This window comes from Brevibacterium sp. CSND-B09 (assembly GCF_052906525.1).
Window position 1 is genome coordinate 2,029,028 of record NZ_JBREGI010000001.1, and the last position, 14,158, is coordinate 2,043,185.

Annotated in this window: 12 protein-coding genes; 8 read left to right on the forward strand and 4 right to left on the reverse strand. The window is 59.2% G+C overall.

The window, feature by feature from the left end:
• Window positions 1-367: 367 nt before the first annotated feature.
• Window positions 368-2,053 (reverse strand): chromosomal replication initiator protein DnaA, encoded by a 1,686-nt coding sequence (gene dnaA / locus ACU4IU_RS09160; protein ID WP_446656513.1) that lies wholly within the window; start codon window positions 2,051-2,053, stop codon window positions 368-370.
• 416 nt (window positions 2,054-2,469) lie between these two features.
• Here dnaA and rpmH point away from each other — a divergent pair, with 416 nt between their 5' ends.
• From rpmH to ACU4IU_RS09200, 8 genes are all read left to right on the forward strand, one after another.
• A complete protein-coding gene (gene rpmH / locus ACU4IU_RS09165; RefSeq protein WP_039211706.1) occupies window positions 2,470-2,607 on the forward strand; it encodes a 50S ribosomal protein L34 in 138 nt (45 codons plus the stop codon).
• 2 nt (window positions 2,608-2,609) lie between these two features.
• On the forward strand, window positions 2,610-2,975 hold the full coding sequence (gene rnpA / locus ACU4IU_RS09170; RefSeq protein WP_139909524.1) for a ribonuclease P protein component: 366 nt from the start codon (window positions 2,610-2,612) through the stop codon (window positions 2,973-2,975).
• A gap of 82 nt (window positions 2,976-3,057) precedes the next feature.
• Complete coding sequence (yidD, locus tag ACU4IU_RS09175) at window positions 3,058-3,315, forward strand: membrane protein insertion efficiency factor YidD (RefSeq protein ID WP_101546527.1); 258 nt, start codon at window positions 3,058-3,060, stop codon at window positions 3,313-3,315.
• 132 nt (window positions 3,316-3,447) lie between these two features.
• Window positions 3,448-4,401, forward strand: a complete 954-nt coding sequence (gene yidC / locus ACU4IU_RS09180; protein WP_139467603.1) for a membrane protein insertase YidC — start codon at window positions 3,448-3,450, stop codon at window positions 4,399-4,401.
• Window positions 4,402-4,409: 8 nt separating this feature from the next.
• Window positions 4,410-4,967, forward strand: a complete 558-nt coding sequence (locus tag ACU4IU_RS09185; RefSeq protein WP_446656514.1) for a Jag family protein — start codon at window positions 4,410-4,412, stop codon at window positions 4,965-4,967.
• Window positions 4,960-5,658 carry a 16S rRNA (guanine(527)-N(7))-methyltransferase RsmG gene (gene rsmG, locus ACU4IU_RS09190; protein ID WP_139467601.1) on the forward strand — a complete coding sequence of 233 codons (699 nt, stop codon included), beginning with the start codon at window positions 4,960-4,962 and terminating at the stop codon, window positions 5,656-5,658. Before ACU4IU_RS09185 ends, rsmG begins: the two co-directional genes overlap by 8 nt.
• Before the next feature lie 67 nt (window positions 5,659-5,725).
• Window positions 5,726-6,622 (forward strand): ParA family protein, encoded by an 897-nt coding sequence (locus ACU4IU_RS09195; RefSeq protein ID WP_139467600.1) that lies wholly within the window; start codon window positions 5,726-5,728, stop codon window positions 6,620-6,622.
• 769 nt (window positions 6,623-7,391) lie between these two features.
• Window positions 7,392-8,600 carry a ParB/RepB/Spo0J family partition protein gene (locus ACU4IU_RS09200; protein WP_446656515.1) on the forward strand — a complete coding sequence of 403 codons (1,209 nt, stop codon included), beginning with the start codon at window positions 7,392-7,394 and terminating at the stop codon, window positions 8,598-8,600.
• 2,856 nt (window positions 8,601-11,456) lie between these two features.
• Here ACU4IU_RS09200 and ACU4IU_RS09205 read toward each other — a convergent pair.
• The 3 genes from ACU4IU_RS09205 to trxB all read right to left on the reverse strand — a co-directional run bounded on the left by ACU4IU_RS09205 (window position 11,457) and on the right by trxB (window position 14,125).
• Window positions 11,457-12,545 carry an N-acetylmuramoyl-L-alanine amidase gene (locus ACU4IU_RS09205; RefSeq protein ID WP_229664217.1) on the reverse strand — a complete coding sequence of 363 codons (1,089 nt, stop codon included), beginning with the start codon at window positions 12,543-12,545 and terminating at the stop codon, window positions 11,457-11,459.
• Window positions 12,546-12,697: 152 nt separating this feature from the next.
• Window positions 12,698-13,015, reverse strand: coding sequence for a thioredoxin (gene trxA, locus ACU4IU_RS09210; RefSeq protein ID WP_039211718.1), 318 nt, complete (start codon window positions 13,013-13,015; stop codon window positions 12,698-12,700).
• A 123-nt stretch (window positions 13,016-13,138) separates the two neighbouring features.
• Window positions 13,139-14,125, reverse strand: coding sequence for a thioredoxin-disulfide reductase (gene trxB / locus ACU4IU_RS09215; protein WP_139467599.1), 987 nt, complete (start codon window positions 14,123-14,125; stop codon window positions 13,139-13,141).
• Window positions 14,126-14,158: the final 33 nt, after the last annotated feature.

Here is a 14,158-nt window from a genome sequence, read left to right on the forward strand (position 1 = left end):
CGAGATCCTGTGTTCGAATATTCTGCAGGTCCATGACTCTCTCGACCTCGAGCTCGTGAGCTCGAAGCTCATCCACCGCAGCAGTCGGTGGCGGTCGCCCTCTTAAGAGTTGAATTCACTTGGTAGAAGTATCAGCACATGTGGACACTGTGGACAAGTGCCGCTTACCCCAGAGTAATCAAGGGTTCTGAGTCTTTATGGGCTTGTGGATGCCATGTGCACCGTGACCGAGGCGTCGGTGGGCGCTTGGGTAAACACAAGCATGTAGTTCACATCTTTCCACCCGTGGAGCAGTTCTGTCCACCGTTCTGTCCCCAAGCTGTGAGCAATTGTCCCCAGGGTTATCCACAGATGTGTATGACGTCTTCTATAGGCGGTGCTGTTGTTTAATGCGGTTTGTGAGTTCGGTGACCTGGGTGTAGACGGCCCGTCGTTCGGCCATCTGAGTTCGAATCTTCTTGTTCGCGTGCATCACGGTGGTGTGATCGCGTCCACCGAACGCCTGTCCGATCTTCGGCAGGGAGAGGTCGGTGAGCTCGCGGCACAGGTACATGGCGATCTGCCTGGCCGTCGTCAGCGTCCTGGACCGGGAGGTTCCGCACAGGTCATCGAGGGTGAGGCTGAAGTAGGCAGCGGTCTGGCCCATGATGTCCGCGGCCGTGACCGCAGGGGTGTCATCGGGGGTGATGAAGTCCTTGAGCACGGTCTCGGCCAAGGAGACGTCGATCTGCTGATCGTTGAGGTTGGCGAATGCCGTGACCCGGATGAGAGCGCCTTCGAGTTCGCGGATGTTCGAGGACACACGGGAGGCGATGTATTCGAGGACATCGTCGGGAACATCGAGCTGCTCGGCTGCGGCCTTGCGGCGCAGAATCGCGAACCGAGTCTCCATATCCGGCGGCTGCACGTCCGTGAGCAGACCCCATTCGAATCGGGAGCGCAGCCGCTCTTCGAAGCCCTTGAGCATCTTCGGCGGCTGATCGGAGGTGATGACGACCTGTTTGGCCTCATTGTGCAGAGCGTTGAACGTATGGAAGAACTCTTCGACGGTCGCATCCTTGCCCTGCAGGAACTGGATGTCGTCGATCATGAGGATGTCGACCTCACGGTAGCGGCGCTGGAATGCCGGACGCAGAGCATTCGAGGTTTTCGATGAGCCGATCGTATTGATGAAGTCGTTGACGAACTCTTCACTGGAGACGTACTTCACTCGGATCTCCGGGAACAGTTGAGTCGCGTAGTAGCCGATCGCATGGAGCAGATGGGTCTTGCCCAATCCCGAGTCCCCATAGATGAACAGAGGATTGTAGGCCTTGGCCGGTGCCTCGGCGACAGCGAAGGCCGCTGCATGGGCGAACCTGTTGGAAGCGCCGATGACGAAGGTATCGAAGGTGTACTTCGGATTGAGCTGAGCGACGCCGGGAGCATCGACGGGCGGGCCCATCGGGGCGGCGGTCGCCTCGGCGATCTTCATCTCACGGTCGGTCATCCCGGAATCGGCGGGAGCCTGCGGCTGCGAGGCGGGCGTCTGCGTTGCCGGCGGTGCCGATGCCTGCGCCTGCGGCAACTGGGTGTCCGAGGTCTGCGCGGCCGGCTGGCCCTGGTTCGGCTGGGCGGATTCGGGCGTCGAATGATCGGCGGGGACCGGTCGGACCGGTTCGGCCGCCTCGGTGGGGATGGGTTCCGGCGATTCCGTCGCCGAGGAGGAGGTGGCCGGATCGATGGGAACCTGAGTTCCCGGTGTCGGCTCTCCGATGAGTTCTTCGAAGCGGATCGGCACGTCGAGTTCGGGATCGACGACGAATCCGAACGTCACTTCGAACCCGAGGACCTTGGAGAACTCCCTGGTCAGGGGGCCGAGCAGTCGAGTCTCGATGGTGCGGCGGGTGTGTTCTTCGCGCACGGCGAGAAGGATGAGGGCATTGTCGACGAGGGCCTTCGGCACGGCGAGGGAGAGGAAACCCTTCTGGTGCGACGAGAGGCCCGGGTCCTTTTCCAGGTTTGAGACCACCGTGTGCCAGCGGCTGATGAGCTCATTCTTGGAATTCGACACCGTCACATTTCCTCAGCTTTCAAAAAAATTCGTTCTGGCGTGATCCACACCTGTGCATGACTTCCACATAGTTTTCCACAGAATGTGGATCAGTGCCGACTCAGCCCAGTGAATCTCCACACTCGTGGATAAGCTTGTGGAAAACTACATGGGTGTGACTTGTGGACGAGGGTTGGTGACGGACACGCGAACGGCGATGAATTTCGGGCGAGCGTGACGTGAAACATGCAGATCCCGTTTGACCGGTCCGATTCCGCCTCGCTAAGATGGAGTGTCCTGTGTACCGGGCTTCATCCGATTATCCTGATTATCTTTTAGCTCTTATGCACAGGAGTGCTCGGCGGTCGAGACTCGCACCGCCGTTTTTTGTGAGAACGCACCGGCGTTCACCCGCAACCTAGAAATCGGAGACTGAAGTGAGCAAGCGTACATTCCAGCCCAATAACCGTAAGCGCGCCAAGAAGCACGGCTTCCGTCTGCGTATGCGCACCCGCGCGGGCCGCTCGATCCTGGCTGCACGTCGTCGCAAGGGACGTTCCGACATTTCGGCCTGAGCATGCTTGAAGCGGCACATCGGATCCGCAGCGGCGAAGACTTCAGACGAATCTTCAGAGCCGGGGTCCGGGTGCGCACAGAGCATCTCATGGCGCACAGCCTGAGAGACACCGATGATACCCACGCTGCACGCGTGGGTTTCATCGTATCCAAGGCCGTCGGCAACGCCGTGGTGCGCAACCGCACCAAACGTCGGCTGCGCGAGATCATGCGTGCGCGACTCGGAGAGCTGAGAGCAGGAGATCTGTTCGTCATCCGGGCACTGCCGCATGCCGGACAGGCCGACTTCAGCGTTCTGTCCGCCGAGGTCGACGAGCTGCTGGTCAAGGCAGAGAAGAAGCTGGAACGTCGTGGACGCCGAGCATGATCTGAAGCATGTCTCCGAGGTGCCCCACCGGCCGGCAGGTTTATGGCCGACACTCGGCTGGATCGTCCTGATCGGACCGAGGATGCCGTTCGTCTGGTTCATCCGCGCCTATCGGATCGTGATCTCACCTCTCTACGGCCAAGTGTGTCGCTACTATCCCAGCTGCTCCATGTACGGTCTCGAGGCGTTCGAGATACACGGAGTTCTCAAGGGCGTGGTGTTAACTGGGTGGCGCATACTGCGGTGCAATCCGTGGTCGCACGGAGGTGTCGACCATGTGCCGGGCTCGGCGCGGGAGGCCAGGTCGAAGACCATCCACCGCGGTCAGGCACACACCTGAATATATTGAACTTGCAGTCCGCGCACGAGCGTGAAGAAGCGGACTGCCTCGGGGCACACGTCGTGTCGCGCAGACCTGTGAACAATGGCAAAATGAACTTCGCGCAAGAATCGGTGTAACGAGGAGAACTGAATGGACTGGATGGACAAGCTGCTCTACCCGCTGCAGTGGGTAGTTGCTTGGATCCTCGCGATCTTCCACGAGATCTTCACCGCAATCGGTCTCCCGGCCGACAGCGGTTGGACCTGGGTGCTTTCGATCGCCGGACTGACCGTGGTCATCCGTGCTCTCCTCATCCCTCTCTTCGTCTACCAGATCAAGTCGCAGCGCAAGATGCAGCTGCTGCAGCCGGAGATCCAGCGCCTGCAGGCGAAGTACAAGGGCAAGAAGGACCAGTACTCCCGCCAGGCCATGGCCGAAGAGCAGATGGCGCTGTTCCGTGACAACAAGACGAGCCCGTGGGCATCATGTCTGCCGCTGCTCGTGCAGATGCCGATCTTCTTCTCGCTCTTCCGCGTCATCCACAACATGCCGAAGGTCGCCTCCGGTGACATCGGAGCCATCGGCGGTTTCACACAGCAGTTGGCGATCCAGGCCGAGAACTCCTCGATCTTCGGCATCCACCTCTCCGAGACATTCACAAGCCCGGGATTCGCAGTCAAGCTGCTGACCGGTGTGCTCATCGTCGTCATGGCCGCCACCATGTTCATCACCCAGAAGCAGATGATGGCGAAGAACATGTCGGAGTCGGCGATGGCCAACCCGATGATGCAGTCGCAGAAGATGCTGCTCTACGTGATGCCTCTCGTCTTCGGCATCGGCGGCATCTACTTCCCGCTCGGTGTCCTCATCTACTGGCTGGTCTCGAACACCTGGACGATGGCCCAGCAGCACATGGTCATCCGCAACATGCCCGCACCTGGCTCGAAGGCCGAGAAGGAGATGCTTGAGCGCAAGGCTCGCAAGGGCAAGACTGTGAAACAGGATGAGCTCAAGGGATCGACCGTCACCGAGGAGGCCCCGAAGAAGAGCGGCCAGCGGCAGCAGCCCGTGAGCAAGAACCGTAAGAAGAACAAGAAGCGCTGAGGACAGACATGACCGAAGAGAAGATCGACGAGACCTCCGAACAGACACCGGAAGAGACTCCGGAGGAGATCTCGCCGAAGCCGAGCCGTGCCGAACTCCTCGAAGAAGAGGGCGAGATCGCCGCGGACTACCTCGAAGAGCTGATGGATCTGGCCGACATCGACGGCGATATCGATATCGACGTCGCCGACGGCCGTGCGCAGCTGTCCATCGTCTGCGAGGACGACGAGGACTCTAACCTGAGCACCCTGGTCGGCCGCGAGGGCCGCACCCTCGGTGCGCTGCAGGAACTCAGTCGTCTGGCGGTGCAGACCCAGACCGGTCAGCGCTCGTGGCTGATGCTCGATATCGACGGTTTCCGCAACAGCCGTCGCGAAGAGCTGATCAAGAAGGCCAAGCGCGCGATCGCCGAAGTCAAGGACGGCGGCGAGGAGTTCGCGTTCAAGCCGATGAACAGCTTCGAGCGCAAGATCATCCATGACCAAGCAGCTCGTGCCGGCCTGGTCTCGGAGTCCGAGGGTGAGGGCGACGGTCGTCACGTCGTCATCCGGCTCGCCGATGACTGATCAGCCCGAGAACGACCCCGAGCTTTCGACCGAGGCAGAGCTCTCGACCGAGTCGACGACAGCGGAGATCGAGACGCCTCCGGCTGGCACTGAAGAGTACTTCGGTACGGCTTACCCTGCCGCGCAGCGGTATGCCGAGCACCTGGCCACGACCGGAATCGAGTGGGGTCTCATCGGACCGCGCGAGGTCGATCGACTGTGGACCCGGCATATTCTCAACTGCGCTGTGGTTGCCGAACACATCAATGATGATGATGTCGTCGGTGATGTCGGCAGCGGTGCCGGATTGCCAGGTATTCCGATCGCACTGATGCGCCCCGAGGCGAAGATCGTCCTCATCGAGCCGATGGAACGCCGCGTCGAATGGCTGACCATGGTCGTCGACGATCTGGGCCTGAAGAATGTGCGAATCGTGCGAGCACGCGTCGAGGAACTCGTCGACGAGGAGATGTTCACGGTCGTCACCGCACGCGCTGTCAAGGCGATGACGACTCTCATCGAATGGACCCGCGAGGTGATCAGCCCCGGGGGCCGGATCCTCGCCCTCAAAGGAGCTTCCGTCGAAGGCGAGCTGGTCAAAGCGAAGAAACTGATCAAGCGGTATCGACTGTCCCAACCTCAGATCCACGTCGTTGATGGCGGCGGCATCCTCGAGGTCCCGAGTCGTGTCGTCGAGATCGTCAAGAAATAGTACGAAGTAGAGTTGGTCTAGGCTGGATGAGAGCCTTGTGAAACCGATGGATGATGGAGTGCGCCCTATGCCGATCATGGACGAGTCGTCTCCCATTGGTGCCGCGATTGCACGGGACAACCGGCGAGCGGATCGACTGTCGCAGACAACCTTTCCACGGCCGGACTCGACCCGTATCTTCACGATCGCGAACCAGAAGGGTGGCGTCGGAAAGACCACGACGGCGGTGAACATCGCAGCGGCCCTGGCCAATCAGGGGCTCAATGTGCTGCTCATCGACATCGATCCGCAGGGAAACGCGAGCACCGCTCTGGGCATCGACCACTATTCCGAGGTCACGAGCATCTATGACGTCCTCATCGATGACGTTCCCATGCGCGAGGCGGTGGCGCAGTGTCCGGACTTCGACACTCTCAAATGCGTACCGGCCACCATCGACCTCGCCGGCGCGGAGATCGAACTCGTGTCTCTCGTCGCACGTGAACAGCGACTGCAGCGTGCCCTGGGCATCTACCTCAAGGAGGAGGAAGCAGCGGGAGACCGCGTCGACTACATCATCATCGACTGCCCGCCCAGCCTCGGTCTGCTGACGGTGAACGCTTTCGTGGCCGCTCGCGAGGTCCTCATCCCGATCCAGTGTGAATACTACGCACTCGAGGGCCTCAGCCAGCTGCTGAAGAACATCCAGCTCATCCAGAAGCACCTCAATCCCGAATTGGCGATCACGACGATTCTGCTGACGATGTATGACGGACGGACGAACCTCAGTGCTCAGGTCGCTGAGGATGTGCGCACTCACTTCCCGGAGCAGGTCCTCGGTACTGCCATTCCGCGTTCGGTGAGGATCTCCGAAGCACCGAGCTATGGCCAGACCGTGATCTCATATGACCCACATTCCAGCGGTGCCCTGTCCTATCGGGAAGCCGCCGAAGAAATTGCGAATCGAGGAGTAAGTCGTGGCTGAACGCAAAAAGAGGGGCCTGGGGCGCGGACTCGGAGCATTGATTCCCGACGCGAACTCCAATGATCGTCCGGTCGATGTGTTCTTCTCCGGCGGGAACTCGGAAGACGGCAAACGCGAGAGCGAGACGAAGACGTCACGCACTGCGCGCACGGACCCAGCGGCGTCGATGCAGTCGTCCCGACGACGCAAGCCGAAGGCATCCGGGACAACTCGATCGCCGTCCACGACTTCCGGGGCAGATACTGAGACTGAGGCGGCTGCCTCGAAGACAGCATCTTCGAAGGCCGGGTCGGCGAAATCGGGAACGGCCAACGCTGCGTCGTCCACGTCGTCCAAGAACTCTGGTTCCAAGCCCGCGGGTTCGAAGTCGACCGCCACTAAGTCGACTACGTCTAAGTCGACAGGGACGAAGACGACAGCCTCCAAGACGACGGGAACGAAGGCATCGACGGCGAAGTCGAGCGCACCGAAGACGAGCGCACCGAAGGCAGCCGGGACCGGTTCTTCCAGAACTTCCGCTGCCGCCGAATCGACGGCGTCTAAGTCGAAGTCTGGGTCTTCTGCTCAGTCGCGGTCCGGTTCCTCCTCTGACTCCCCAGTTGAAAGCCCAGAGAAGGTGTCTGCAGCGCCGAAGAAGACGACTCGGAAAACCTCATCCCCCGATGCGGTTTCTGACGCAGCAACGGGCTCAGGCGATGTCGAGACTCCGGCGGCGAGTTCGTCTTCTGATTCCACTTCGGTTCAAGTGGCTGACAATGAAGCTGTTGACGTGAGTTCTGACCTCGTCAATGACTCTCAGGTCCCAGAGGCCACTTCGGCAACTGCATCGGCATCGTCGGCCGAGGATGATGTTCGAGAAACGCATCCCGGCGTATACACCTCATCTGGGCGAAGCCATGCTGACAACGAGGCGGATGAAGAAGGCCAGTCCGGTGTCAGCGGAGGTGACGAGCACGTTGCTACTACGAATGTAGTCGCATCAGAGTCAATGGATGCCCTAGACGAGACCCGTCCGGCGGCGGCCTCGGAATCAGAACCTTCGACAGCTTCCGAATCCGATAACGGGACGAGCAGTTCAGCTTCAATCGGACAGCCGGGTGACTCCGACACCGTGGAGACTGCCGATGAGGGCGAACTCGACGATTTCGAAGGTGTCGAGTCGATTCCGGATACCGAATTCGGTGAGATCGATGTCGATCTCATCGATGCGAACCCCAGGCAGCCGCGAACGGTCTTCGATGAAGATCTGCTGGCGGAATTGGTCCACAGCATTCGTGAGATCGGTGTCCTTCAGCCTGTCGTAGTCAGGCAGAAGCCGAGCGACCGCTCGCGCTTCGAGCTCATCATGGGTGAGAGGCGTCTTCGCGCGACGAAGGACGCTGGTCTGTCGACGATTCCGGCAATCATCCGGTATGTCGAGGATACAGACCTTCTCCGTGATGCGCTTTTGGAGAACCTGCATCGTGCAGAGCTCAATCCGCTTGAAGAGGCAGCGGCTTATGGCCAGCTGCTCGAGGACTTCGGGTGTACGCAGGAAGAACTCTCCGAGCGTATCGGGCGTTCTCGTCCTCAGATCTCCAATACACTGCGTCTGCTGCGTCTTCCTCCTCTGGTGCAGAGACGGGTTGCTGCCGGCGTCATCTCGGCCGGTCACGCTCGAGCGATTCTCGGACTGCGCGATCCGGAGCATATGGAAGTGCTGGCGCAGCGGATCGTTGCTGAGGGTCTGTCCGTCAGGGCATCGGAAGAAGCTGTTGTGCTGCTCAACCGAGGCGACTCCATCAATGTTTCACGTGCAACGACGAAGGTGTCCCCTGAGTTTATCGCTGTAGCTGAACGTTTGGGTGATCGACTCGACACCAAGGTGAACATCTCCGTTGGCAAACGCAAGGGCAAGCTGAGTGTGGAGTTCGCGAACCAAGAGGACCTCGACCGTATTCTCGGTCTTTTGGGTATCCCGAACGAGGACGCGCTCTGAGCGGCTTGCTCTAGGCGAAGATGGGCTTCGGGGTGTTCGCCCCGAAGCCCATTTCCATTATGCGGAACTTGGTTGAGCCCGTCGTATCAATTCAACGCGCCGGTATCCACCATTTCGCTATTGACGGTAATAGGCCACTCTCTCGCTTGTGCAATGGCGTTCATACCGTTTCACGTGAAACGGCGCGACTGTAGGTTCGCCGTCGACTCTCCACCCATTAGACGTGGGTGTTGACGGAGTTCGAGAGTTCTTCTGGCAAACAGGCGAGATGTATTCAGAAGAAGCCTAGTATGAAGGTCCACAGGGTGGCTCTTGCAGCTGCCATGTGCGCCCTGCTGAGCGAGCATGTTCCGCTGTCAAGAGGTGGACTCCAGGAATCGATCTCCTCAATGGTGTGGGCAGGTGGCCCGATACCGTGCGATGTGGTTTTTATTGCGATTACAAGTTGCCTGAAGTCTTGTTTCACGTGAAACAGACGAGACGGATCGGTTGCCGGAACTTCCCCTGAAGCAGCCAGGCCTTGGTTGCGGACGGCTTGGATTACTTGTTGGAGGGTAGGCATGGCGGGTGTACCGGTCCTTGTTTCACGTGAAACAGGCCGGTGCTATGGCTGTGCAACATGCAGCGCGCTTTTCCACAACCACATCTGGGCCCTAGTGAGCTTCCTTAGACTCAGACGCGGTATGTTGGTTCTCAAGCGTCTGAGTCACTCCCCGAAGACGCACGGGCTGAATGTCTGTTTCACGTGAAACCATTTTTGATGCGTCCGGGAGTCTCGGGTGACTAACTAGGTGAAGTGCGATTTGGAACGCTGTTAGGACTGTGATCGCAGCAATCAGCTGACGGTGAATCGGGTGGTGATGTGGGATCCTCAGTCCACGCATGTCTCTTCTTGAGAGATCGCATGTCGGAAACATTGAGAGGCATTCAAAGCTCCCCTTCCACTTCCGCCAGCTCCTTTTCCGGCTATTGGAGTGTCGTTAGCAGGCAGAGTATGGACGACTGTAGCCGCATATTCGGGTTGCGCGGGATAGAAAATCAGCGTGAGTACGGATCCGACGGGGCGTTGGATATGATCCGGCAAGGTGGTCGCGGGTATAGAGCACCAGGGGCAACGTGCGAGTGGTGTTTCACGTGAAACAGCTGTCAGTCGAATGCCATTCATCAACACACACCGTGTCTTCGGGCCGGCTTGTTCAGACAAACACTTCTGCAGTTGAAGGTTGCCGCGTGTGGTTTAGTGACGAATCAATAGCTGACCGCCGGTGGTCACCGCTCCACAAGGCACTGAAATACGTCAACGGCCTCCTCCCTCAGGTGCCCAGGTAGCCTCTATTCGCGCGAGTAGATGAGAGCAAATGGGAGGATTCGCTGAACTCAGGGGTTGTGACTTGGCGAGTACTTTCAACGACCTTCACGGAACCAGTGCACTTTGTCTTGTGATGAACTGGATATAGGGCGATGTTTCACGTGGAACCACGTCTCAACCGACTAGGATGCAACGCGCTGCCTCTCGAAGTGCACCGAAAGAAGTAGTCGGCACCAGCATCATTGTTACAACGTTCGGGTTGTTCATTTTTCGCCGGTGACGAATGTGTCGCAATTCCCCAAAGTTGGCATCATGCGAGGGCCGGTGCTGTTTCGCTTTGTGTTGCGTGGGAAGGCCTCGTATGGCTCGTACGTGCCCAGTCCACTTGGCTCGTGCGTGCTCAGTCCACTATCGGTGCGTTTGCGAGATGATCACTCCCTACCAGTGATCAGCTCACGACTAGCTTCCGGTGTAGCGTGCGTTTCACGTGAAACACGTGCTTGCTAATACTATCGCACGGGTGGTTCGCGCATCTGCTCGACGTGAAGATAGCTGTTCTCCGCGTATTCAGGCATATGCGGGTGGGATAGAGTTTCTGGTTGTTTCAGTCTGCTGGGCCGAGGCGGGAACGAGATCATGTTGTGCGCACAGGTCATATCCCCAACTCAGGGGGTCATCGCCGAAACTACGGTCGCTCCGCTACGTTGTTTCACGTGAAACAACTGAGCATTGATAAGAGGCGCGCTGCTATTCAACCGCCGTTTTTGAGCTGAGCGGACAGTCCTATTAGTTGCGGAAGTAATAAGTATAGGGTCGGGGATTCTCTACGCCCCGATACCTGACATTTCGTTGTGCCGAACGCGAGTACTGTCGACTACCGCTTCTGGCTGGTCCAGCAAATCGCCCGTTCGAAGTGATGTCGCTGTCGGCGTGATTTGAGCCGGTGCCCCCGCAATTGCTTGAGCAGTAAAAGGGCGGGCTAGTTCGACGCCATCAGGATGCTGTGGTGTCAGCCGGGGCTTGTGGGTGTTGTTATTGTCGTCATTGGTGTTGCGCCATCGGAGAGCTCGTATGGTTTCACGTGAAACGGCGGACCTGGATTAGCCTCTTTTGTCGTCGGGTGAGAGCAACTCAGTTCGTGTGTATGGTCATTGCGAGGGTACACGAGGTTGCGGCCGAGAGTTTCAATTCGCAGGCAGTCGTCCAGATGGCTTCGCTCTTCAAAGGAGGTCCATTGTGGCTGGGGCGCTGCGTCGGTTGATGCCTGCCTAGTATGCCGTTTCACATGAAACCTAGCTCGCCCGCCCATGCTGCGAGGTCGGGTGCGTTCGGTACGCGCGCTGCGTCGGGGTAGGGGGTCGACCGTTGTCCGTGGTATGTGTTGTCTCTGAGCTGCATCGACCCGTCTTCGGCGCTTGAAGAGAGCGCGTGTTCTCTGTGGTTAGTCGTCTGTGCTTTGTCTCCAGAGGGCCAAGACTGGGGCGAGAAGAGCCGTGCTCCTATTCAAGAAGCACGGCTCTGGAGGCAGCGATGTTGAAGCTGGGTGACTAGTTCAGCGCCTTGATGGCATCGAGACTGAGTGTGCCGGTCTGCGGATCTTTGTCCTCAAGAATGTAGAGGCGCTGGAGCGCAGCGGCTATGCCGTCGGCGATCGCGTCCCTGACGTGCGGGTCCTTGAGATTCTCGAGATCGTCAGGGTTGGTGAGGTAACCGCTGACGACATGCACCTTCGGAGTCTTCAGTCGCTTGAGTGATGACCACGTGCGCGCATGCGTGCGGCAGTCCAGCATTCCGGTCCGTGCGACCAATTCGCCTTGGATGAGCTCCGCCAGCTTCTGCCCCGTGGGCGAGTTGAGGTCCGCCTGACGTTCATGACCGAAGTAGAAGGTTGCCAGTCCGTTGGCATCCTTGGATTTGCTGACATCTGCCGTGACGGTGATGACCGCAGATGCGCCGAGTGTATCTGCGCGATTGACCTCGACAGCATCGCCTTCGAGGAGAAGAGCCCCCGCTCCGATGGCTTCCAAACGACCGACAAGGCGACTTGCTATGTCTGAAGTGATCTGACGTTCGAGGGCAGATTGCTCGTCAGTCATCGGCAACGTTTGGAAATCTACAACTGTAGTTGCCGCCTCGATGACAAAAGTGCGGCCGACGAGGGATGTGCCCGAGGCTGCCACACGTGCACGTTCCTGAAGCGCGAAGAGATTGCCGGTGTCCTGGTTGCGGTCGATCGCGTTGAGTCCGCGCAGAGTCTGTGGTCCCGTGACACCGTCGACCTTCGTACCCAAACTCATCTGCAGTTCCTTGACCGCTGCCTCGGTCAGAGACGCGTACTCGGAATCGATACGACCTGGATAGAACCCCAGGCCGGCGAGTTTGGTCTGGAGGTCGACGACATCATCGCCTGTCAGCACCCTGACGGGGTCGAATCGGAGCACACGGTCACCCAACTGATATCGGGCCTGTTCCAGCGCAGAAAACGTCTCAGGACCCAACACACCGTCGCAGAGGATCCCTCGATCCTGCTGGAACTGGCGGACACCCAGCTCAAAGGCTCGATCGAAGTCCGCGGTCTCGGTATCACCGACATGGAGCCCCAAACGTGCCATCTGAGCTTTGATATTGGGCAGCATCTCGGAAATGTCGCCACGCGAATAGCGCGGTAAGTTCGTGTTCGTCAATGCGTTGCCAATCGTAGGTGATGCGTTTCGAGGGTCAGTGTTCAGCGGCGCTCAGAAATGCCTAAGGCACCCGTTGATACTACAACAGGCGCCTTAGAACTCGATCAGATGAAGTCGGAGAGCTCATCCTCGAGAGCGGGCTTCGGACGTGCGCCGATGATGGTCTTGGCGACTTCGCCGTCCTTGAAGACGTAGAGCGCCGGAATCGAGGTGATTCCATAGGTGCTTGCGGTCTCGAGATTCTCGTCAGTGTTGACCTTGACCACGTTGAGCTTGTCTCCGTGCTCTTCGGCGATCTGGTCGACGATGGGGCTGACCATACGGCAGGGGCCGCACCAAGGAGCCCAGAAATCGACGAGTACGGGCTTGTCGGACTTCAGTACGTTCTCTTCGAACGTGGCATCAGTGACTTCTGTCGACATGAGTAACCTTCCTTCACAACGAATGTCTCTATCAGAACAGTGGAGCTGGATCTTTCATTCCCGGGCCTATTCGCTCGGCCCGCTGTGCTGTCAAGCGCAGCGATACGAGCGGGCGTTTCGGGATCAGGAAGCGACTGAGGCTTCGGCCACTGCTGCCTCCGCCATGGCGGGCTTTGAAGCAGCCTCAAGATCACCGAGGTAATGTTCGGCGTCGAGGGCGGCCGAGCAGCCCGAACCGGCAGCAGTGATGGCCTGACGATAGACCGAGTCGATGACGTCGCCTGCTGCGAAGACGCCCTCGACAGACGTCTTCGAGGTGCGACCGTCGACGCTGAGGTACCCGTCGGCGCGCATCTCGAGCTGATCGGCGAACAGGCTTGTGCGCGGGTCGGAACCGATAGCCACGAACATGCCGGTCACCGGCAGTTCTGAGGTCTCCCCAGTGACGGTGTTGCGGATGGTCAGCCCGGTGAGGGAATCTTCACCGTGGACTTCGGCGACCTCGGAGTCGAGGAGGAACTCGAGCTTCTCATCGGCGTTCGCGCGGTCCTGCATGGCCTGCGAAGCACGCATCTCCTGCCGACGGTGGACCAGCGTGACCTTGGACGCGAAACGGGTGAGGAAAGTGGCCTCCTCGAGTGCGGAGTCGCCGCCGCCGATGACAGCGATGTGCTGGTCACGGAAGAAGAATCCGTCACAGGTGGCGCACCAGCTGACTCCGTGCCCGGAGAGCTTCTTCTCGTTGGGCAGTCCGAGCTCGCGGTATGCCGAGCCGGTTGCCAGGATCACGGCCTTGGCTGTGTAGCGCGCCCCCAGAGCGGTCTCGATCTCGTGAGCACCCGGGTTGAGTTTGAGGGTCTCGACATCGTCGTAGATGACCTCGGCACCGAACTTCTCAGCCTGCTCTCGCATGCTCTCCATGAGTTCGGGCCCCTGCACACCGGCGGGGAATCCAGGGAAGTTCTCGACGTCGGTGGTGTTCATCAGTTCGCCGCCTGCGGTCACCGATCCTGCGATGACGACCGGCGAGAGGTTCGCACGGGCCGCGTAGACGGCCGCGGTGTAGCCGGCTGGCCCCGATCCGATGATCACCAGTTGAGTATCAGTCATGTGAAAAGTTCCCTGCTTCTATCTGCTGTGCTC